Source organism: Streptomyces sp. NPDC002690, from assembly GCF_053592415.1.
In genome coordinates, this window is the sequence record NZ_JBSFVR010000117.1 from 1 (window position 1) to 20,870 (window position 20,870).

At 69.9% G+C, this 20,870-nt stretch carries 16 protein-coding genes and 1 pseudogene; 6 read left to right on the top strand and 11 right to left on the bottom strand.

What is annotated here, in order from left to right:
• The coding region (locus ACWD3D_RS16790) for a SidA/IucD/PvdA family monooxygenase (protein ID WP_451461619.1) at positions 1–84 on the bottom strand (84 nt) is incomplete at its 3' end.
• Positions 85–132: 48 nt separating this feature from the next.
• On the bottom strand, positions 133–3,429 hold the full coding sequence (locus ACWD3D_RS16795; RefSeq protein ID WP_451461605.1) for a LamG-like jellyroll fold domain-containing protein: 3,297 nt from the start codon (positions 3,427–3,429) through the stop codon (positions 133–135).
• Positions 3,430–4,447: 1,018 nt separating this feature from the next.
• Here ACWD3D_RS16795 and ACWD3D_RS16800 point away from each other — a divergent pair.
• Positions 4,448–5,443: a polysaccharide deacetylase family protein gene (locus ACWD3D_RS16800; RefSeq protein ID WP_451461606.1), complete on the top strand. Its 996-nt coding sequence runs from the start codon at positions 4,448–4,450 to the stop codon at positions 5,441–5,443.
• 128 nt (positions 5,444–5,571) lie between these two features.
• On the opposite strand, the gene ACWD3D_RS16805 is transcribed toward ACWD3D_RS16800, so the two are convergent.
• The gene (locus ACWD3D_RS16805) at positions 5,572–8,142 is read right to left on the bottom strand and encodes a discoidin domain-containing protein (protein ID WP_451461607.1); all 2,571 of its coding nucleotides are present in this window, start codon (positions 8,140–8,142) and stop codon (positions 5,572–5,574) included.
• Between the two features lie 467 nt (positions 8,143–8,609).
• On the opposite strand from ACWD3D_RS16805, the gene ACWD3D_RS16810 reads away from it, so the two are divergent.
• Positions 8,610–9,542 (top strand): aminoglycoside phosphotransferase family protein, encoded by a 933-nt coding sequence (locus ACWD3D_RS16810; RefSeq protein WP_451461608.1) that lies wholly within the window; start codon positions 8,610–8,612, stop codon positions 9,540–9,542.
• A 127-nt stretch (positions 9,543–9,669) separates the two neighbouring features.
• Here ACWD3D_RS16810 and ACWD3D_RS16815 read toward each other — a convergent pair whose 3' ends face one another.
• Positions 9,670–9,837, bottom strand: a complete 168-nt coding sequence (locus tag ACWD3D_RS16815; protein WP_451461620.1) for a DUF5670 family protein — start codon at positions 9,835–9,837, stop codon at positions 9,670–9,672.
• Between the two features lie 280 nt (positions 9,838–10,117).
• Between ACWD3D_RS16815 and ACWD3D_RS16820 the strand changes: the two genes are divergently transcribed.
• Positions 10,118–10,543, top strand: coding sequence for an ATP-binding protein (locus ACWD3D_RS16820; protein ID WP_451461609.1), 426 nt, complete (start codon positions 10,118–10,120; stop codon positions 10,541–10,543).
• 397 nt (positions 10,544–10,940) lie between these two features.
• On the opposite strand, the gene ACWD3D_RS16825 is transcribed toward ACWD3D_RS16820, so the two are convergent.
• A complete protein-coding gene (locus ACWD3D_RS16825) occupies positions 10,941–11,450 on the bottom strand; it encodes a hypothetical protein (protein ID WP_451461610.1) in 510 nt (169 codons plus the stop codon).
• Positions 11,451–11,843: 393 nt separating this feature from the next.
• On the opposite strand from ACWD3D_RS16825, the gene ACWD3D_RS16830 reads away from it, so the two are divergent.
• Together ACWD3D_RS16830 and ACWD3D_RS16835 are read left to right on the top strand one after the other, a co-directional pair.
• The gene (locus ACWD3D_RS16830; protein ID WP_451461611.1) at positions 11,844–12,275 is read left to right on the top strand and encodes a DUF6221 family protein; all 432 of its coding nucleotides are present in this window, start codon (positions 11,844–11,846) and stop codon (positions 12,273–12,275) included.
• Positions 12,276–12,441: 166 nt separating this feature from the next.
• Positions 12,442–13,296: a uridine kinase family protein gene (locus ACWD3D_RS16835; RefSeq protein WP_451461612.1), complete on the top strand. Its 855-nt coding sequence runs from the start codon at positions 12,442–12,444 to the stop codon at positions 13,294–13,296.
• Positions 13,297–13,446: 150 nt separating this feature from the next.
• Here the strand turns inward: ACWD3D_RS16835 and ACWD3D_RS16840 are convergent, their stop codons facing one another.
• From ACWD3D_RS16840 to ACWD3D_RS16855, 4 genes are all read right to left on the bottom strand, one after another.
• Positions 13,447–15,354 (bottom strand): rhamnogalacturonan lyase, encoded by a 1,908-nt coding sequence (locus ACWD3D_RS16840; protein WP_451461613.1) that lies wholly within the window; start codon positions 15,352–15,354, stop codon positions 13,447–13,449.
• 146 nt (positions 15,355–15,500) lie between these two features.
• Entirely contained in the window at positions 15,501–15,842 is a 342-nt protein-coding gene (locus ACWD3D_RS16845; protein ID WP_451461614.1) for a YkvA family protein, read from the bottom strand.
• 117 nt (positions 15,843–15,959) lie between these two features.
• Positions 15,960–16,214, bottom strand: coding sequence for a WhiB family transcriptional regulator (locus ACWD3D_RS16850; protein ID WP_451461615.1), 255 nt, complete (start codon positions 16,212–16,214; stop codon positions 15,960–15,962).
• A 76-nt stretch (positions 16,215–16,290) separates the two neighbouring features.
• Entirely contained in the window at positions 16,291–17,397 is a 1,107-nt protein-coding gene (locus ACWD3D_RS16855; RefSeq protein WP_451461616.1) for a PP2C family protein-serine/threonine phosphatase, read from the bottom strand.
• Positions 17,398–17,740: 343 nt separating this feature from the next.
• On the opposite strand from ACWD3D_RS16855, the gene ACWD3D_RS16860 reads away from it, so the two are divergent.
• On the top strand, positions 17,741–19,486 hold the full coding sequence (locus tag ACWD3D_RS16860) for an LCP family glycopolymer transferase (RefSeq protein ID WP_451461617.1): 1,746 nt from the start codon (positions 17,741–17,743) through the stop codon (positions 19,484–19,486).
• 111 nt (positions 19,487–19,597) lie between these two features.
• Here ACWD3D_RS16860 and ACWD3D_RS16865 read toward each other — a convergent pair whose 3' ends face one another.
• Positions 19,598–20,665, bottom strand: a complete 1,068-nt coding sequence (locus ACWD3D_RS16865) for an MBL fold metallo-hydrolase (RefSeq protein ID WP_451461618.1) — start codon at positions 20,663–20,665, stop codon at positions 19,598–19,600.
• Between the two features lie 93 nt (positions 20,666–20,758).
• A pseudogene (locus tag ACWD3D_RS16870) lies at positions 20,759–20,845 on the bottom strand (phosphoenolpyruvate carboxylase); the annotation flags it as partial.
• Positions 20,846–20,870: the final 25 nt, after the last annotated feature.

A 20,870-nucleotide genomic window follows, 5' to 3' on the forward strand; every position in this document is an offset into this window, starting at 1 on the left:
CAGGAACAGCATGTCGAGTCCGGCGTCCTCCTCCACCAGGGCGATGGCGAGGGACAGATTGGCCGGTCCGAATCCGATACCGATGACGTCGTGGCGCCGGCGCCATGGACGCGCCGGCGGGACACCGTCGGATCAGACCTTCGGAGCGTGAGCGGTGTACAGCGCGCTCACGTCGGCGGCGCCGAGCGCCTTGTCGAAGACCTGGACCTGGTCGACCGAACCGTTCCAGAAGTCGGTCGGGTTGCCGTTCCACTTGGCGCGGCCCACGGAGAGCGGACCGGTGCTCACGTCACCCGCGCCGCCGGCCGGGGCGGAAGCGGCGAGCTTGCCGTCGAGGTAGATCGAGATGGTGTCGCCCTGGCGCACACCCACCAGGTGGTACCACTTGCCCAGTTCGGGGGTGGTCACCGCACGGGCACGGTTGCTGCCCGGCATGGAGAAGGCGAACGCGCCCTGTCCGTACTGGAGGTAGAACGGGTTCTCCGTGCGCCGGCCGTCCTGGCTGACGGCAGAGGCGTAGTTGCTGGGCAGCTGGTCCAGGGTGACCCACGCGGAGACCGAGTAGTCCTTCGTGGTGTCCACGACCGGACCGGCGGTCTGCGCGTACTGGGCATCGCCCGAGAACTTCAGCGCGGAACCCGAGACACCCTGCGTCCACGAGGCGCCACCGGTCAGGGTGAGCGGCGCGTGGTTCGGACCGCTGTCGGCGGCCTTGGTGCCCTTGTTCTCGTCGAGGTTCCAGGCGGCTCCGCCCTTGACCTCGTCGCGCTGACCGGCCGCGGCACCGGCCGCGATGACCTTCTCGTTGATCGCGCGCACCGCGGCGATGTCGACCTTGGCCTCACGACGGTCGTACGTCCAGAGGCCGTTCAGCTCGTGCTCCAGGTCGGTGACCTGGGTGTAGACGGAGCCGGAGAGCTCGGCACCGGCCGCTTCGAGGTAGTACTTCTCGGTGTTCTCGACGTACTTGGCGGTGAGCGCGGCCTTGGTGTTGACCCCGCTGTAGATCACCGTCGGGGCACCCGGCCACATGTGTCCGGGAGAGCGCAGGGTGAAGCCGCCGTGCTCGCCGTCCATCGCCGCCCGGGTGGCGTCCGGGAAGGCGGGGTCGGTGTTGCCGTAGTCGTGGTGGTCGATGATGTCGCCGGCGCCCGAGTCACCCTTCGAGTTGCAGCAGTTCACGCCACTGTGGGCGTTCACGACGCGCGAGGGGTCGGCGGCCTTGACGGCCTCGGTGAGCTTGCCGGTCGCGGTGCGGTCCCACTCGCCCCAGCCCTCGTTGAAGACGATCCAGCCACCGATGGAGGGGTAGTTGTGCAGCTGGGTCATCTCCTCCTGTGCCTGGGAGATGAAGGCCTGCTGGCCGGCCTCGTTGTCGATACCGCCGGACACGAAGTCCTGCCAGACGAGGAGCCCGAGCTGGTCCGCGTGGTAGTACCAGCGGGGCGACTCGACCTTGATGTGCTTGCGCACGGCGTTGAAGCCGAGGTCCTTCTGCGCCTTCAGGTCGAAGACAAGGGCGTCGTCGCTGGGCTGGGTGTAGAGACCGTCGGGGTAGAAGCCCTGGTCCAGCTGGGCGAGCGAGAAGAACGGCTTGCCGTTGAGGGTGAGCTTCTGGTAGCCGCCCACCTTCTCGACCTTGAGCGAGCGCATTCCGAAGTAGCTGCCCACCTTGTCGGTGGCGTGACCGTCGGTCAGCGTGACGTCGAGGTCGTAGAGGTAGGGGTCGTCGGGCGACCAGAGGTGCTCCTTGGCCACCGGCAGGCTGAGCTCACGGTTGGCGGGACCGGAGACGGTGCCGACGACCTTGCCCTTCTTGTCCCGGGCGACGGCCGTGATCCGGGCGTTGGCGGATGCGTCGTCGGAGTTGACGGTGACGGCGAGCCGGCCCTTGTCGATGTCCGGGGTGGTGGTCAGCGAGTCGATGGAGGCGGTGGAGACCGGCTCCATCCAGACGGTCTGCCAGATACCGGAGGTGGCGGTGTACTCGATGCCGCCGGGGTTCGAGGACTGCTTGCCCTTGGGCTGGTTGGCCCCGGTGGTGTCGGTGACGGCAACCACGATCTCCTGCTGACCGGTGCCCTTGAGGGCGTCGGTGATGTCAGCGTCGAAAGCGGTGTAGCCGCCGGTGTGCTCGGCGACCTTCTTGCCGTTGACGAAGACGGTCGCGTTGTAGTCGACCGCGCCGAAGTTGAGCTTCAGCCGCTTGTCCTTGCCGGACTTGCCCACCTTCCAGTTCTTGGGCACCGTCACGAGCTTGCGGTAGAACATGTGGTCCTCGTGGCGCTCCAGACCGGAGAGCTGGGACTCCACCGCGAACGGCACGGTGATCTTCTCGCCGAGCTTCTTGCCGAAGACGGGCTGCTCGCCCGCGGCCGCGCCGGCGAACTCCCAGGTGCCGTTGAGGTTCTTCCACTGGGAGCGGACCTGCTGCGGCCGGGGGTACTCGGGCAGCGGGTTGTTGCGGTCGAGCTTGTCGCCCCACACCGTGGTGAGGCGCTTGGTCGACAGGTTCTTGGCGTTGCGGCTGATGTCGGGGACGGTCTCGCCGCCCACCGTGAGGCCACCCTCGGTGCCGTACGTGACCTTGACCTGCTGGCCCTTCTGGATGGCCTCGGACAGGGTCACGATGAGCGAGTTGCCCTTGCCGGACGCCTTGACGACGGACTTGATCGGCATCGGCGTGGTGTCCGCCTCGATGACGAGGTGGTCCTTCACGGCGGCGAGGTTGCCGACCTTGTCGTCGAACGTGGCCTGGAGGCGCTTGCCGTCCTCGGCGACGGTCAGGGCGACCGGGTAGACCTCGTAGTCGGCGGGCGGGGTGAACGCCGACTCGGGGATGATCTGCTTGGCGAGCGCCGGGCTCGACCAGCGCAGGAACATGTTGGCGCCGCCGACGTCCTGGAACATCTCCAGCTTGAAGTCGTGCTGCACGCCCGCTTCCAGGTGAACCGGCTTGCTCGTCTGCTCGACGTCCCAGTCACCCACCCAGTGGTCGATGACCGCGACGCCGTCGATCAGCAGCCGGAAACCGTTGTCGCCGCTCGCGGAGAAGGTGTAATCACCGGTCGCCGGGGCCTGGATCTGGCCAGTCCAGCGCGCGGTGGTGTTCTCGGTCTGACCTGTGGCCGACTGGAAAGTACCCGTGAGATCACCGAAGTTGACCTGCGGATCCAGGGCGGTGGCGCCGAGCTTGGCGAAGTCCCGCGCCCCGGGGGCGGACATCGCGTAGTACTCGCCCTTGAGCCCGTGGACCAGAGTGGCCGGGTTCTCGGATACGAACGTCGGCGCCGTGGCCTCGGACGCCGAGTGGCCGGCGGGAGCCGCGGCGGCCGCCGGGACCATGGTGATGCCGAGGGGCATCGCCAGCGCCGCCGTACAGGCGATCATCGTCAAAGCCGCACGTCGGCGCGGTAGTTGTCGTCTCATGGCATTGTCCTCACGAAGGAGCTGAGTGCCTCGGACGAGCGAGGCACAGCACATGGTCGATCATTGAGCCACAGCACAAGCGCCGTCACAACGGTCGTGCACAGAAAATTTTCAACGATAGAAATTCGTTACCGGAGGGCGTACCGTTCACACGACGGAAACGCCACGACGAACCGCCTCCTCTTCGTGCGTGATCCCTCACCGGCGGAGGGGCACGTTCCGCCTGAGATAGCGTCAGCCATGCGAACAACCCGACGCACTGAGGCGATCCGGGTTCGCAAGCGCTATTCCAGCCATTCCTGCCGGGGCGACCTCGCCGCCACCAGCGCCCGGAAGCGCAGACCGCTTCGATGGCCACGCGGCCAAGAGGATCGCCCGGGCCGAGGGGATCGCCCGGCCCGAGGGGTCACCCGGCCCGAGGGGGTCACCCGGCCAAAGGGGTCACCCGGCCAACACGAGCCTTTCCAGCGGAGTTCCCCGGCCACCCGGAGCGGTGGACAGTACCCCCATCGGCACTCCCGCCGGAGCCGCCGGCCACCCGGCACCACAGGGTCCACAGGGTCCACGATCCCGGATTCCCACTACTCCGACAACGTTGTCAGACCCCGTCGGGTCGTCGATCGACGGGGCGGCCACCAGGGGCGCCATCCACCCCCTCCATGCGCCCGCAAAAAGGTCCGAAACTTTCGAACCCCACCGTGCGTGCGGGAGTTACCAGATGGCACGTTCCAGGAGTTCTCTCAGCGGAAGCACGCGGGCGCCCCCTCTTTCACCAGTCACAACGGCTCACGCATCCGACAAAGCGCGTTCCGAAGCTTTCGCGGTGCGAACCGAAACCATTGACAGCCCTGAAGGCCGCATCAACACTGTTCGCCGTCGACGCATCCACGTCGCCCGCCCCAACAGATGATCATCAACTTCCGTACACAGCAGACAGGTTGAAGAAAATCTGTCGCGCGAAGGCCGTCCGGAGCTCCGAGCCGCGATCGTCTTCCGACCACGAGGAGGAACCACCCGCATGCGAACCCCCCACGCGTCTTCCCTTCGTTCTCTGTCCACAGGTCTGGCGGCGACTCTCACAGCGGTGACGAGCGTCGCCGCCCTGATGCTCGCCGGCTCCCCGTCGCACGCCGCCACCTGCAACGGCTACGTCGGGCTCACCTTCGACGACGGGCCGTCGAACGACCACACGCCCGCCGTGCTCAACGCGCTCAAGCAGAACGGGCTGCGGGCGACGATGTTCAACGAAGGCCAGTTCGCGGCCTCCTACCCGGCCCAGGTGAAGGCGGAGGTCGACGCCGGCATGTGGGTCGGCAACCACAGCTACACCCACCCGCACCTCATCCAGCAGACCCAGGCGCAGGTGGACTCGGAGGTCTCCCGGACCCAGCAGGCCATCGCGGCGGCGGGCGGCGGGACGCCGAAACTCTTCCGTCCTCCGTACGGCGAGACCAATGCCACGCTGCAGGCCGTCGAGGCCAAGTACGGCCTGACGCAGGTGATCTGGGATGTCGACTCGCAGGACTGGAACGGCGCGAGCACCGACGCGATCGTCCAGGCGGCCGGGCGACTCACCAACGGCCAGATCATCCTCATGCACGAGTGGCCCGCCGCCACCCTCGCGGCGATCCCGCGCATCGCCCAGGGGCTGGCCGCCCGCGGACTGTGCGCGGGGATGATCTCGCCCCAGACCGGACGCGCCGTAGCCCCGGACGGAGGAGGCACCGGCGGCGGAGGCGGCACCGGCGGCGGGTGCTCCGCGACCCTGTCCGCCGGCCAGCAGTGGAGCGACCGTTACAACCTCAATGTCACGGTCACCGGGGCCGCCAACTGGACCGTCACCATGAACGTCCCCTCCCCCGAGAAGATCATCGCGACGTGGAACATCGCCCCCGCCTACCCCAGCGCCCAGGTACTGACCGCCAAGCCCAACGGCAGCGGCAGCAACTGGGGAGTGACGATCCAGACCAACGGCTCGACCTCCTGGCCGACGGTCTCCTGCACCGCGAGCTGAGCCCCGAGTCCCACTGAGAGCCTCCGCCGTCCGGAAACGACCGAGGTGGGTGCCGGACCGCCGTCCGGCACCCACCTCGCCGTGACACCGGCCCGAGGACCGGCGTCACCTCACCGACTACCCGGCTTTCAGCCGGAGAAGTTGGTCACCGTGGACGGAACGGTGTCCGTCCCGAACGCGGGGGCACCCGTGTCGTTGATCACGTGGTTGTACCGCCCGGCCCCACCGAGCGAGACGGCCAGGATGCTGTGGAACTTCACACCGGCCTTCACCGGGACCTGGAAGCCCCGGTCCGTCTCGATGCTCGTCAGGGTGAAGGCGCAGTAGCTGCCCACGCCCCAGGCTTCGTGCGTGTTGACGGACGGATCCACCTTGTAGGCGGCGTAGCCCTTGCTGCTGCCGTCCATCCACTCGGCCTGGCTGGGCACGTCGTACGCCTTCTCGTTCTGGAAGAAGATCGTCCGTCCGCGCTCGCCGAACCATTCGACGTCGTACTTCTTGAAGTGCTCGACGAAGAGTCCGGTGGCGAGCACGTCGTCGCCGTGGACGAGCAGCCCGTTGTCGGAGGCGTTGACGTTCCAGCCGACGCCGGAGCCGTGGTCGGCCCGCCAGATCCAGGTGTGGTCGATGATCGTGTCGTCGCTGTAGATCTCGACGGCCGTCGTGGCCTTGCCCGCGAACTGGCCGCCCACCCGCACGAACACGTCCTGCATCGAGGTCGGGTTGTTCGCGTGGTCGGTGTGCACGCCCTGCTTGCCGATCTCCAGCAGGGTGGGCGAGTTGGTGGTGCCCGCGTCGATCAGGAAGCCGGCGAGCTTGACGCCGTCGACGTCGGCGACCTTCATCGCGGTGACGCCGTTGTCCGGAACGAGGGTGGCGAGGCCGAGGCCCAGGACCACCGTGTCGGGGCGGTTGACCGCGATGGTGCTGTCGAGGTGGTAGACGCCCGGAGTGAAGAGCAGGTTCAGGCCCTGCGCGAGCGCCTGGTTGATGGTGGCGGCCGAGACGCCCGGCTTGGCCACGTAGAACTGGTCGAGCCCGAGTGCGGTACCGGGGGTCGAGCCGTTGGCCCAGCTCACGCCCCGCGCGTTGACCCGCTTGGAGGGCACGAACACCTTGTAGGCGGAGCCGTCGAGGTAGAGGTAGGGCTTCTCACGGCTGACCGGGGTGGTGTCCAGGGTCGTGTACCGGGGCTCCGGGAAGGAGGTCGCCGGGGCGCCCTCGGTGCCCGAGAAGACCATGTTCCAGACCGAGTTGGTCCAGCCGCCGATGGAGCTGTCGCGGGTGTACCACTGCTGCTGCGAGTACGGGCCGACCGTGCCGTCGATCTTGGAGTCGGCGATGTATCCGCCGCTCGCCCAACCGTAGCCGGACGGCGCGAGGTTGAGCCCGCCCTTGACGTGCATCCGGCGGAACGGAGCCGCCTGCGCGACCGCCCAGCGGTTGGTGCCGTCGTACGGGGCGATGGAGAGGTTCTCCGCCGAACGCCAGAAGTTCTGCGTCGCGTTGCCGTTGAACCAGCCGGCGTCGACGCTGACACCCTTGACGGTCACGTCGTCGGGGTTGCGCCCGAGGCCGAGGACCGAGGTGTAGAAGCCGGTGTTGACGTTGACGTCGTAGCTGCCGGGCTTGAAGGCCAGCGCGTATCGCCCCTCGCCGAACTGCGCCGACTCCTGCTGCGCGTAGATCGCGTCGATCTGCTGCTGGATGGTGGCGGCCGACATCGACGGGTCGAAGACCTTGACGTTGGGACCGAGGTCACCGCCGCCCTGGATCGGCGTCGTGGAACCGTCCTGCACGTGGACGGCCGCCTCCCAGAGGGAGTAGCCGTATCCGGTTCCCCGGGCCGTGCCCGCGATACGGAGGTAACGGCCCGAACCCTGCACCTGGTAGGACGAGTTGCCGCCGGTCGCGCCGGTGACCTTCTTCAGGTCGGTGAAGGTGGTGCCGTCGGTGGACGCCTGGATGGCGAAGTCCTTGCCGTAGGCCGCCTCCCAGGAGAGGTCCACCTGGCAGATGTTCTTGACCGCGCCGAGGTCGACCTGGATCCACTGGGGGTCGGCCGCCAGGCTGGACCAGCGGGTGGTGCCGTTGCCGTCGAAGGCGGCGGACGCCGGGTTGCCGGCACCCTCCACGGAGGACGCCGTCGCCGTGCGGTTCAGCGCCGCGTTGGCCGTACCGCACTGGCCCGAGCCCGTACCCGGGTCGGTGGTCCCCGACGCGGAGCCGTAGACCTGGAACTCCCAGAGGGAGTAGCCGTACGTGGTGGCCCGCACGGTGCCCTGCACCCGCACGTAACGGCCGGTGCCGCTGACGTCGAGGGTGTCGACGCCGCCGTCCCCGTCCGTCACCGTGCGCAGGTCGGTCCAGTTGGAACCGTCCCCGGAGACCTGGATGCGGTACCCCTTGGCGTACGCGGCCTCCCAGTTCAGCACCACCTTGCTGATGGTGGACGACGTGCCGAGGTCCACCTGCAGCCACTGGTTGTCCGACGCGGCGCTGGACCAGCGGGTGCCGGTGTCTCCGTCGACCGCCTTCGCGGCCGTGGTGCCGCCGTTCTCCTCCGAGGACGCCGTCACTGTTCGGCCCTGCGACAGCAGGACCGGCGCGTCGGCGCCGAACGCCGGAGCTCCCAGGACGGGGATGGCGAGGATGCCTGCCACCACTGCCGCCGCGGCTCGGCCGGGTCTGAATCTCATACGTCGCTGCTCCTTCTCGGAACGCACACCGTGGTCCGCCGACCGGCGGACCACCTCTACGAGAGAGCGCTCTCTCACCCAGCCGCACACCCCGCCCGTCAGAGTGCGTGTGGGTTCATCGGGACCGATGCGAAAGGAAGAACTCGGAGAGAGCGCTCTCCCGGCGCATACCGTAGAAGTAGCCCCCTGGACCGTCAATAGATGCAGCAGAGATCGGTCGACGGTTTCCACGGACACTGACGACCACCTGTCCACGACCCTCGCCCCACCTGCCCAAATGTCTTTGCGAGCAAGAGGGTTGACGGTGTGATCGCGTGCGGGAATTGGACACGTCCGCACCTCGGGCGAAGCCTTTGCGTTCACCCTCGCAAGGTTCCGAAGCCGTCAGCGGGACCGGCGCCCGGCCTCACCCGACGGCTTCGCCGCAAGGGCCACCGCCGCCCGTGAGACCCCCCTACCCTCGGATGATGATCCAGATTCCGGACACCTTCGCCCGTACCACCCTCGGACGCGAGGGCGTGCACGGGAGAGGGTGGCTCGACGCACTCCCACTGCTCGTCGAGGACCTGCTCGACCGGTGGAACTGCGTCCCGGACGGACGGGTCACACACGGAGGCATCGGAGTCGTCGTCCCGGTCCGGCGGCGGTCCGGGGACGCGGCCGTGATCAAGGTGTCCTACCCCCACCCGGGCAACATCCACGAGCCCGACGGCCTCGCGGCGTGGAGGGGGCGCGGCGCCGTGCTGCTGCACGAACGGGACGACGAACGGTTCGCCATGCTCCTCGAACGCGCGGGAACGTCCACCCTCGCGGAGTCGGAGGACGGAGACACGGTCGCGGCGGTCGCCGGGGCCCTCAGCCGCCGACTCGCCGTCCCCGCTCCGGCCGGCCTCCCCCGGCTGCGGGAGCGAGCGGACGCGGGGGAGGAGGAGCTGCGTTCCGACGCCGAGCTGATGCCCGACGCGGTGCCGGCCCGGGCACTCGATCACGCACGGGCGACCGTCCGGGAACTCGGCCGGTGCCAGCCGGACACGGTCGTCCACGGCGATCTGCACGGCAGGAACATCCTGCGCGCCGACCGCGAACCGTGGCTGGCGGTCGACCCGAAGGGATACGCCGGTGAGCCCGCCCACGACGCGGGGACCTTGCTGAAGTCGCGGGCCTTCTCCCTCATGGAGTCGGACAACCTGCGCCGCGCGGTGAACCGTACAGTGGACATCTACGCCGAGGCGGCGGATCTCGACCGTGAACGCGTCCGGCGCTGGGCCCAGTGGCACGCCGTCACCGCCACCTTCCACGGATTCCGTCACGGCTTCCGTGTCGCCCGGAACGGACCGGAGCGCGACCGTCTCACCGTCTTCACCGCGCACCTCTCGGAACTGCTCACCCCTGCCCCGTGAACACCCGGTCCGCCGCCGTCGCGGTCGCGGAACGCGGGCGGCCCCGGTGACATCGCGTCACCGGGGCCGCCCGCAGACCGGCAGTGGGTCAAGAATCCGTCCCGTCAGAAAAGGCGGACCGGATTCATCACCAGCGGTACCAGCGTCCCTTCCGGCCACTGGAGGCCGGGCGTACGAAGAAGCCCAGCAGCCACACCACCAGTACGATCACGGCGATCCACCACAATATATTCAGAGCGAATCCGGCACCGAAGAGAATAACAGCGAGAAGCAGAACAAGAAGAAGCGGGACCATGATTATCAACCTCCGACCACTCGTGTGCCCGCACTTGTGGACGACACACCTCCTGCGTTCGACGAGCCCTCCACGGACACCACTACGCCCTGCCAATGCTGCTGTGACCAGGTGTGACTCCCTCCGCAGCGATCGAGCACACCGCACGCCCCGAGAGACTTCACGCACCACGCACATTTCCGCACACTCTCCGCAATCGATCAACGGATGCGGTCCTTGAAACTTTTCGTCCTGGGTACATGAAGGACGACCACGGAATTCTCTTGACGGGGTAATTCACATGCACCATCAGGTTCTGACCAATGATTCCCCTTCCCACGGGCCGGCTGACTCACGGGTAGAATTCGTCTGCCGCCCGCAGCGCGCCGCCGAGGCCCGGGACGCGATCGCCGCCTTTCTCGAGCGGCTCGATCCACCGCCCCGCTCCGACACGGTCCAGAACCTGCTCCTGCTCGTGTCGGAGCTGGTGACCAACGCGATCCGCCATGCCGGGGGTGTGTCCGCGCTCCGGTTCGCCGCGGATCGCCGGGTCCTGCAGATCCGGGTCTCCGACCGCAGCTCCGCCCACCCACAGGACCGCACACCCGACCTCACGGGCCGGTCCGGCGGCTTCGGCTGGCCCATGATCCGGCGCCTCGCGCACGACGTGCAGGTGCGGAACAGGGAGGGCGGCGGGAAGGTCGTCGTGGCGACGGTCGGCCGCTGAGACGTACGCGGTTACCCGGCCCGGGGGCCCGGGCGGCAGATGAGCCGCTTTCAGGGCGGTGACGGGGTCGGGGACGGCTCGGGCACGGCTCTCCTCGTCCGTCGATCGCTCGCGCCCGTAGGACCCGGGCGTACAGGCAGAGGGCCAGGACGAAGCGCACGACCAGCCGCGCCGGTGGAAGGCGGCGCAGGTGTCCGGCCCGGCCGTGCCCGACCGTCGCCGCGCCGACCGGCCCGGCGCTGAGCACCTTCGTCAGGATCCCGGCCCGAACCCGTTCCCCGGCACTGCTCCGCCCCGCCGCGCAAGGTCGACGGCACTTGACTCTCAGGGGGCACGGGGTGGATCAGGGGGCACGGGGTGGATCAGGGGGCACGGGGTGGATCCGGCCGGTGCATCCTCACCCCTGGCCGATGTCGAGCACGGCGACGACGCCGTCAAGGACTCCGAGGAGCTCCTCCATCGCGATCTCCGCCACGAATACCGCGCCCGCGTCCTCAGGATGGTCGCGCAGGTGTTCCGGACGCCAGAACTCCAGCGTGATCACCGCACGGTCCGCTGCACGGAAGAGGTGCGCCGTCACGTTGTCGGTGGTCGGGCCCCAGAGCAGGGTCCGGAACTGGCTGCGCAACCCGTAGCCGGCCTCGGTCTCATCGGCCTCGCCCGCGCTGCGCACCAGTCGCCGGTGTGTGGCTTCGGCGGACATGCCGGCGAACGGCAGGGGGAAGCCTCCGCCCGATCGCAGCCGGTCGGCCGTCTCCAGCACATCGCGGCGGAACTGCGGGACGTAGGCCATGTTGTCGTCGCAGGTCAGCCACTTGCCGGCGGCCCAAAGGTCCACTCGCCACAACTGGCCCCGCTCGCCGACCTCGGCGGCGAACCTGAGCTTGTCTCCCAGAACCGTGTTCACGCCGGTGACCGTTGCAGGATCAGCCCTTCACGGGCAACCGGATATCCCGGCAGCTTGGTTCGCACGTCATGTGGGAGGCGCTGCCAAGCTCGCGCCCGGCCCCTTGGAGCCCTTGACGAGGCCGACGGCCCGCTGTGGGAGGCACTGCCGCCCGCTCCTCCGACCAGGGCCACCCGGCACGAACCGGAAGCCCGGCCGGGGCACGGCTCGGCGCGGTTCGTCGGGCTTCGCGGCCTTCCCCGCCGAGGCCGGACGGCGCACCCAATTTCCTGGCGTTCTCCAGCGTTGCCGCCCGAGGTCATAATTCGACCATGAACCATCCACCGAGCGACAGCACCGGGAAGAACACCCGCCCGTACGTCGCCCACCTTTGTGCCACCGGGGACCCGAGCCGTGCCTGACGCCCTGGTGACCTTCCTTCGCGCCCGTCTCGCCGAGCGCGAGGCTGCGGCGCTCGCGGCGTGCGGCGGGGGCCCGGCCCCGTCGTGGCAGGCTCTGGGTACAGGCGTGTACTCGCTGACGGACTCCCTCGCGGACGACGCCCCGCCCCTCGTCACGACCGGGCCCGAAATCGGCGGGTCCGACGAGGACGCCGCACGCGCCGAGCACATCGCGCTGCACGACCCGGCGCGCACACTGCGGGAGGTCGAGGCGGTGCGAGGGCTGCTGGACCGGTGCGGGGGGCCCGGTGCGGACGGGACTCCCCCGGCCGCGGCGAGCCGCTCCTCGACCGGCGCGGAGCGCGCGGGCATCGACATCGCCGCACGTCACCTCGCGCTGCCGTACTCGGACCACCCGGACTACCTCGCCGAGTGGCGTCCGTAGTCCGCTCCGGCCCCGGCCGGAGCACCAGCGATCCATCGGATTCGGCAACTCCACTTCTTCGAAGCCCTGTTGGCCACCGGTACTCTCCAAAAGCGGTTGGCTTCCCCGGCCCCTCCGCGGGTGGCCTCCCGACGTCCGCCGATACCCACCCCACCGGAGAGCTGTCGTGTCCGAGTCCTTGCGGGGCCTCACTCCCGAGCGTGCCGAGCGAATCACCTCCCTGGTCGGGTGGTGCCGGCCGCTCTGGGACGGGGGCAGCGGTACGGAGGCCGTCCAGCGGTCGCTGCGGGACCACGGCGCGAGCGTCATCGACTCCGTCCTCGTCACTCACGAACTGCTGGGCGCCGGGCCGGACTCGCTGGCGAAGGCCAAAGGGATCGTACTGTCCAGCGCCGCCAGGGCCTCCGAACTGCGCTACGTCCAGAGGCTCGTGGACGGCATCGAGCGGACCCAACGCGTCGCGGACGCCATCCTCCGGACGGACCCGCCCCACGACGGAGCCGTCACGCTCGTCGCCGTCGACGGTGCGGGCGGTTCGGGAAAGACCACTCTGGCCGCCGCGGTGGCCGAGTACGTCGGCGACTGCGCCGTCGTCCACGGCGACGACTTCTACCGGCCCATGCCCGACCACGAACGCGACGGCCTCGACGCCGAACAGGGCTACCACCGCTACTTCGACTGGCAGCGCCTCCGACTGGAGGTACTGGAGCCCCTGCGGTCCGGGCAAACCGCCCACTACCGTACCTACGACTGGGCCACCGGGCAGCTCGGAAGCCTTCTGGAGACCCCCTCCACGAGCGTGGTGATCGTCGAGGGGGTCTACTCGGCCCGCCCGGAGCTCTCCGCCTTCTACGACCTCACCGTCTACGTCGACACTCCGCGCGAGACCTGTCTGCGGCGGGTGCGGGAACGTGAGCAGGACCCGGAGGAGTGGATCAGTCGCTGGCGGGCCGCCGAGGACTTCTACATCGACACCACGCAGCCGCGGACGAGAGCCAAAATCATCGTCAGCGGCGAATGAACGGAAAGCCACCCCCGGACGAAGGGAGGCGGTCGCGAGTGACTCCCACCCGCGACCGCCTCCCCCCACGATCCGTCGGGGCCGATCGCCTTCCCTGAGGCACGGCGAGGCGCGCCAGGATGCCCGGGGCTCCCAGGGCGCCCCCGGCTCCTACGGCGTGGTGATGGCCGGGCGCGGCGCCGTCGGCATCCCGCTGCCGATGGCGAAGCTCGGGTGCGGGGGCTGGTTGTAGGCCGTGTTCTGCCAGGCCAGCGCGGTGCGGTACTGGGTGTCGTGGAGCAGCGTGGTGATGCGGGTCGTGGTCTCGTACGGCGTGGAGTAGATCCGCAGGGCGGTGTTGTTGGTCGTCGGCCAGACGACTTCCTCGCGCCAGTCGCCGAAGAGGTCCCCGGAGATCGCGGGGGTGGCCTTCGTTCCGTTGTTGGCGTGTACGGAGGCGCCGGTGAGCAGCCGGGTGTCGGACGAGGTGCCGTACTTGTCGATATGGGTGGAGTCGAGCAGTTCGCGTGTGGTGTCGCCGTCCCACCAGGTCAGGAAGTTGGTGCTGGACGGCTTGCGGCTGGCGACCACGGCACCTGAGGGGCTGCGTACGCCGTCGGCGGCGGAGGACCAGGACTCGGCGCCGGGGCTGCCGGACCAGATGTCGCCCGAGACGCCGCGGCCGTTGTCACCGTTGGCCGGGGTCGACCAGAGGATCTGCCCGGTGCGCGCGTCGGCCATCCAGGACGAGGGTTTCGAGCTGTCCTCGTCCACCTTGAACTCTTCCAGACCCGCGCGGGAGGGGTCGAGGTCGCCGACGTGCTGGGCGTCGCCGTGGCCGTTCTTGGTGGTCCACAGGGAGGCACCGTTGTCGTCGACGGCCATGGCGCCGTAGACGATCTCGTCCTTGCCGTCCGCGTCGACGTCGGCCACGGAGAGCTGGTGGTTGCCCTGGCCGTCGTAACCCCGGCCGGTGTTGGTGGAGCTGTTGGTGTCGAAGGTCCACCTGCGGGTGAAGGCGCCGCCCCGCCAGTCCCAGGCGGCGATGACCGTACGCGTGTAGTAGCCGCGCGCCATGATGAGGGAGGGCCGGGAGCCGTCGAGGTAGGCGGTCCCCGCGAGGAACCGGTCGACCCGGTTGCCGTAGGAGTCGCCCCACGAGGAGACGGTGCCGCGCGCGGGGACGTAGTCGACGGAGCCCATGGCCGCGCCGGTACGGCCGTTGAACATGGTCAGGTATTCGGGGCCGGTGAGGACGTAGCCCGAGGAGTTGCGGTAGTCGGCGGAGGCACTGCCGATGGTGGTTCCCTTGCCGTCGACGGTGCCGTCCGAGGTCTTCATCGCGACCTCGGCCTCGCCGTCGCCGTCGTAGTCGTACACCTGGAACTGTGTGTAGTGCGCGCCCGAGCGGATGTTGCGGCCCAGGTCGACGCGCCAGAGCCGGGTGCCGTCGAGTTTGATGCCGTCGACGATGGTGTTGCCGGTGTAGCCGGACTGCGAGTTGTCCTTGGCGTTGGTGGGCTGCCACTTGAGGACGAAGTCGAGGGCTCCGTCACCGTCAAGGTCACCGACGGAGGCGTCGTTGGCCTCGTAGGTGTAGGCGACTCCGTCCGGGGTGGTGCCGCCGGCGGGTGGGCTGATCGGCACGTCCTTGTATCCGGAGCGGAACTGGATGGCGTGGACGGAGTCGGCCTGTTCGACGCCGCCGACCACGGCGCGGACGGTGTAGTCGGCGGTGGCGGGCGCGTCCGCGTGGAAGTAGTTGGTCGAGCCGGTGATGGGCGAGGCGTTGACCTTGGTGCCGGCCCGGTAGACGTTGAACGAGACGGCGTCGGGGTCCGTGCCGAGCCAGCGCCAGCTGATGAGGTTGCCGGTGTCGGTGTGCACGCTGACGACGCCCCGGTCCAGCGCCTCCGCCTGCCGCAGGGTGGCGGCGTGCGAGGTCTGTCCCGCGGCGACGAGGCCGGCGGCGGCGAGGAGAGCGGCGGTCAGCGAGCTGATCAGCGCGCGGGTCCGGGCAGTCCGGCGGCGCCTGCCTCGTGGGTGGGGGGAACGGGCAAAAGCGGATGTGGGGTTCACGGTACGCACTTTCGGCCGAGGGCGGGTGACGGGTTGCGTACGTCAGTCGCCCCCGGCCGGACAAAGGTTGCCGCCTCCACCGCCCCGGCCCGACAAGGTGTTGTCGCCCGGCTGACGCGCCCTCGGGCCCTCTCGGCCGAGTCCGCTCAGCCGCCGTCGGGCGTCACCCTCGGCAGGGTCTTCTCGCGGCTCCGCCGGCCCGCGCCCACCCGCGCCCCGATGCCGGCCGCGGCGGCGGCCGAGTGGAGGGAGCGGAGTGCGACGAGGAGGAAGCCGATGTCGTCGAGGTAGACGGGGTCGGGGATGAGGTCGACGGGCGAGATCGTGTAGATCACCGCGGCCCAGAACAGGGCCTTGGACCGGAGCGGAATCCCGGCCTGGGTGAGGAGTTTGCGCGCGCGCACGACGCGTACGAGCAGGACGGCGGCGACACCCATGGTGAGCAGCGCGGCGACGGCGCCGATGATGAGCCAAGCGGTGAGGTCCATGGCTCATCGTGTACCCGCTGCCGGGCCGCGCACAGCACCCCGTCGGTACGTTCCGCGGACCGGGCGGCGTCGGCGCCGGCCGCCGTTCCCGCGACCCGCCCGGGACGGCCCCGCTCTTCAGCCGCGCTGTCCCGCCCTGCGGCGGTCGCGGCGCTTGAGCGCGCGGCGTTCGTCCTCCGCGAGTCCGCCCCACACCCCCGCGTCCTGGTTGTTGTCGAGGGCCCATCGCAGGCACTGCTCCCGTACGGGGCAGGCGTGGCAGACGGCCTTGGCTTCCTCTGCCTGGACGAGCGCGGGCCCGGTGCTCCCGATCGGGAAGAAGAGGTCGGGGTCCTCCTCGCGGCAGGCCGCTCGTGTGCGCCAGTTCTCCATGGTTCCCACTTCCGGTGGCCGGTTGGGTGTTTTCGTCTCTGGTGTCGGGTGACCGACAGCCGGGTGCCGAAACCACCTACCACCGAAAAGTTGCCTCCGGCGGGCGGTGCAGGGCGAGCAGTGCCTGGTCGTCCTGCGGCCGGTCGCCGGTGTGGCGCCGGACGTCGCGGATCAGCGCGTCGAGGATCTGTCCCGGGGCGACCGGGTCGCCGAGGGCGATGCGGCGCCTGGCCAGGACGGGTAGTCGCAGGGTGGCGTCGTAGAAGGTGCCGGCACTGTCCCGGGACTCGCTGACGCCGTCGGTGTAGAGGATGAGGGTGGCGCCGGGCGGGAAGTCGAAGGTGTCGATGGGTGCCGTCCAGTCCTGCAGCGCGCCGATGCCCAGCGGGGGTGCTTCCTCGGACGGGACGAGCAGCGTGGCGGTGCCCTGCACGTCGAGCAGTACCGGCGGCGGATGCCCCCGGTTGACGAGGCGTACGAACGAGAGGTCGGGGGCGAATTCGGCGAGCAGGCCCGTGGTGAATCCCTCCGCCCGTTCCAGTCCGCCCCGGCGGTCGCCCTCCCGGGTGAGGGCCCGTTCCATGGCTCGGGCCAGGGCGGCGAGGTCCTCGGCCTCGTCCGCCGCGTACCGGAAGGCTCCGAGGTCGGAGCAGACCGCGCTGACCGCACCGAGGCCCTTGCCCCGTACGTCGCCGATCAGGGCGCGGACGCCGTGCTGGGTGTGCTGGACGACGTAGAGGTCGCCTCCGATGAGAGCCTCGTCCTCGGCGGGTACGTAGCGTGCCGCGACCTGCAAGGCCCCGATCCGCTCGGGCGGGTCGGGCAGGACGGCGCGCTGGGCCACGGCGGCCACCTGTCTGGCGCGCAGGGTGTGGGCGTACTGGCGGTCCAGCCTCCGGTTGATGAAGAGCGCCAGTACGGTCACGGCCAGCAGGGTGAGCTGATTGGCGACCCCCCGGCGCCAGCCGAAGGTGCCGTCGACGCGTGCGAGCACCGCGTGTACGGCCATCGAGGCGAGCCCGGTCAGCACGATGCCCCGGGGCCGCAGGAGCGGTCCCGCGATGACCGGTGCCGCGATGAGCAGCGGCGCCGAGCTCACGTCGTGCGGGGTCAGCAGATCGACCACGACCGCCAGAACGATGACGACGGCGGGGATCCACTGCACACTCCTCGACTGCACCACTCCCCCACGCTGCACGCGCGGCTTCCGGTCCGCATCCCGGCGGGACGCGATCGGGCGTTGCGGCGCGGGGCGGGAAGACCGGCCCTGTTCGGTGCCCTGTGTAGGGCATTGGCCAATGCGAGAAGGATTCGTTCCACGTTTTCGACCGAATTGACCGGATAAGGGCACGTTAAATCTTCCACCACCTTGGCTCGGCGCCGATCCGGCCGGATAGGGTGAGCGATCCGGTGCACCGACCACGGGGGCGATCCCTCAAGTCACGTGTCTGGTGACACCTTGTACGAGACCCGAGTGCCTTCAGGGGGAAGGCGCCGCGTGGCCCCGACGGAGGATTCGGACAACCGTGGACGCGCAAGGCCGTGGGCGGGCGGACGACATCGATCCCGCAGACCAATGGGTGCTCAACCCGAGCACCGGCGAATACGAACTGCGATTGACCCCTTCCGCACCGCGACCAGGGAGAACGGGCGTACCGAGCCCGCGGGGGCCCGTCCGGGCGGAGGGCGGCGGAGCCGCACCGGCCCGGCCCGACCGGGACACCCGGGCGCCCGGCCGTACGGAATCGCCCGCCGGCCTTCCGGGGCCTCGCGGACGCCGGGGGGCCCCCGCCGAGCCGCCGGGACGCCGCGGCGGGCGGAACAAGCGGAAGCCGAAGACCAAGCGCGTCCTGCTCTGGACCGGCGGCACGATGGCCTTCGTGCTGGTGGCCGTGTCGGCCGCGGGCTACGCCTACCTCAAGCACCTCGAAGGCAACGTCACGACCACGGACGTGGGCGACGCCGGTGCCGCGGGCTTCAGCAAGGACAAGGCCTTCAACATACTGATCATCGGTACCGACAAGCGCACCGGAGCCGGTAACGAGGGATACGGCGACACCGGCAGCGTCGGTCACGCCGACACCAACATCCTGCTGCACGTCTCCGAGGACCGGACGAACGCGACGGCGCTGAGCATCCCGCGCGACCTCATCGTCGACGTGCCCGACTGCCCGACGAAGCAGGAGGACGGCACCGAGAAGATCGTGCCGGGGACGCAGCACGTCCGCTTCAACACCAGCCTCGGCCAGGACGGCCGTGACCCGGGATGCACCATGCGCACCGTCAAGGAGGCCACCGGCATCTCGGTGGACCACTTCATGATGGCGGACTTCAACGCGGTGAAGACGCTGACGACCGCCGTCGAGGGGGTCGAGGTGTGCCTCGCCAAGGATGTCGACGACGCCGACTCGCACCTGAAGCTCAGCGAGGGGAAGCACACCATCCAGGGCGAGCAGGCGCTGGCCTTCCTCCGTACCCGGCACAGCTTCGGCAACAGGGGCGACCTCGACCGCATCGCGGTCCAGCAGCAGTTCCTCGGCTCGCTGATGCGCAAGATGTCCTCCAGCGACACGCTCACCAGCCCCACCAAGCTGGTGAAGCTCGCGGAGGCGGCCACCAACGCGCTGACCGTGGACACCGGCATCGGCAAGGTCGGCACGCTCAAGGACATGGCACTGGAGCTGAAGAAGGTCCCGACGAAGAACATCGCCTTCACCACGGTGCCGGTGCTCGACAACCCGGAGGAGCACCCCCCGGTGACGGTGATCCTCGACCAGGCCGGCGCGCCTCCGGTCCTCCAGGCCATCGCCGACGACGTCTCCCTCACCGAGGTGAAGCAGAAGAAGAAGGAAGAGGCCGCCTCGGTCGCCGCCCGGCTCAAGGGCACCCAGTCCGCCGCGGGCGACGTGCGGGTACGGGTCCTCAACGGCGGCGCAGAGGGTGGCTCCGCCGGGAAGACCGTGGAGTGGCTGCAGAACGAAGTGGGAGTGACCAAGTCCGAGAACGGGGCCAACGCCCCGGAGAAGCTCGCGAAGACGACGCTGGAGTACGCCCCCGACCAGGCGGACCAGGCCCGTCGGCTCGCCGCCCTGATGGGCCTGTCCGGATCGGCGATGAAGCCGGGCGAGAGCGTCGTCAACGACCAGGGCGTGCCCGCCATGACGCTGACCCTCGGCAAGGACTTCAAGGGTGCGGGGATCTCCCTCACCGCTCCGACGAAGCCGCCGAACGTCACCAAGTCCACGGCCGACCAGGCGAAGTGCGCGAAGTAGCCGGCTGACGAAACGGTCCGGCCGGAAATCCGGGCCGGGTTCCGCCGCTCCGTGTACGGCGGAACCCGGCCCGTTCCCGGACGACCCGCACCCGCGGGACGCCCGGGACGGTCAGGGCAGGCGGATGGGGGCGGGCAGCAGGGCCCGTGCGGGCACCGGCCGCCACCGGTGGCTCCCGTCGCCGGTGGTGGAGACCCTGCCGAACGCCTGGTCGCCGAAGTGGAACGCGAAGCCGTACGTGCGCGGCGTACCGAGCAGCCCCAGCAGGGTCGAACGGGCCGTCAGGACGCCGCCGACGTCCGTGTCCGGCCCGGAGGGCCACTCGGGGTGCGCGATCTGGGCCGGCGTGTGGAAGGCGTCGCCGAACACCAGGACGCGCCGGCCGCCGCCGGCCGAGACGACGTACGTCGTGTGCCCCGGGCTGTGGCCCGGGGTGATCACCGCGGTGACACCGGGCCACACCTCGGCACCGTCGTCGAACCGTCGCAGCACACGGGACATGGGCACCATGAATCCTTCCCAGGACGGCGCGCCGACCTCCACCTCGCCGTTCCAGAACGGCTCCCACTCGGCGTCCGCCACGAGGTAGTCGGCGCGGGGGAACGCCTTGCGCATCCGCCCGTCGTGCCCCTGGACGAAGCCGAGCCCGGTATGGTCCGTGTGCAGATGGGTGAAGGCCACCGTGTCGATGGACTCCGGTGCCACCCGCAGCGCCCGGAGCGTCCGCAGCAGCGCTCCGCCGCGGGAGACTCCGAGCGAGGGCGCCAGCACGTTGCTGCCGAGCCCGACGTCGATCAGCAGCCGGCGGCCGCCCCGCTCCACGAGGACACCGCCGGCCGAGGCGGCGATCCGTCCCGAGGGGGCGAGTGCCTCCGGGTTCTCCTTCCAGTACGAGGCGGGTACGGCGGGCAGGAAGCCCACGGGGTCCAGTTCCATCGCCGCGTCGACGACGTAGGTGAGGCGGACGTCTCCCACCGTGAGGGTGCGCACGGCCGACTGGTCCCCGAGGCGGCCGGTACGGGGCGGGGCGTCGCCGGTGCGGGGCCGGGCGTCCGCGGCGGATGCCGGCCCCGGCAGGGCGCCCGCGAACGGGACGGAGAGTGCGGCGCCGGAGACGAGCGCGGTGCGCAGCACTCGGCGGCGGGAAGGGCGGGAAGCGGCGGGGGTGCTGTCTGTCATGGCCGGGCTCCTTCGTCCCCCGTCCGGACGGGGGCATCGGACGGGGGACATCGGGTGGGGCGTCGGTGGGGACGGCTGGTGGGACGGGCGATGTCAGCCGGTGTTGCGGAGGCCCGCGGCCACACCGTTGACGGTGAGGAGGAGGGCGCGGGCGAGGAGCGGGTCGGCCGCGGCAGGGCGGAACTACCCCTTCAGGAACAGGACG

Excerpts from the sequence above, each read along its gene's own strand:
- ACWD3D_RS16795 (WP_451461605.1), bottom strand. The coding sequence starts at position 3,429 with ATGAGACGACAACTACCGCGCCGACGTGCGGCTTTGACGATGATCGCC.
- ACWD3D_RS16800 (WP_451461606.1), top strand. The coding sequence starts at position 4,448 with ATGCGAACCCCCCACGCGTCTTCCCTTCGTTCTCTGTCCACAGGTCTG.
- ACWD3D_RS16810 (WP_451461608.1), top strand. The coding sequence starts at position 8,610 with ATGATCCAGATTCCGGACACCTTCGCCCGTACCACCCTCGGACGCGAG.
- ACWD3D_RS16820 (WP_451461609.1), top strand. The coding sequence starts at position 10,118 with ATGCACCATCAGGTTCTGACCAATGATTCCCCTTCCCACGGGCCGGCT.
- ACWD3D_RS16850 (WP_451461615.1), bottom strand. The coding sequence starts at position 16,214 with ATGGAGAACTGGCGCACACGAGCGGCCTGCCGCGAGGAGGACCCCGAC.
- ACWD3D_RS16845 (WP_451461614.1), bottom strand. The coding sequence starts at position 15,842 with ATGGACCTCACCGCTTGGCTCATCATCGGCGCCGTCGCCGCGCTGCTC.
- ACWD3D_RS16815 (WP_451461620.1), bottom strand. The coding sequence starts at position 9,837 with ATGGTCCCGCTTCTTCTTGTTCTGCTTCTCGCTGTTATTCTCTTCGGT.
- ACWD3D_RS16865 (WP_451461618.1), bottom strand. The coding sequence starts at position 20,665 with ATGACAGACAGCACCCCCGCCGCTTCCCGCCCTTCCCGCCGCCGAGTG.
- ACWD3D_RS16805 (WP_451461607.1), bottom strand. The coding sequence starts at position 8,142 with ATGAGATTCAGACCCGGCCGAGCCGCGGCGGCAGTGGTGGCAGGCATC.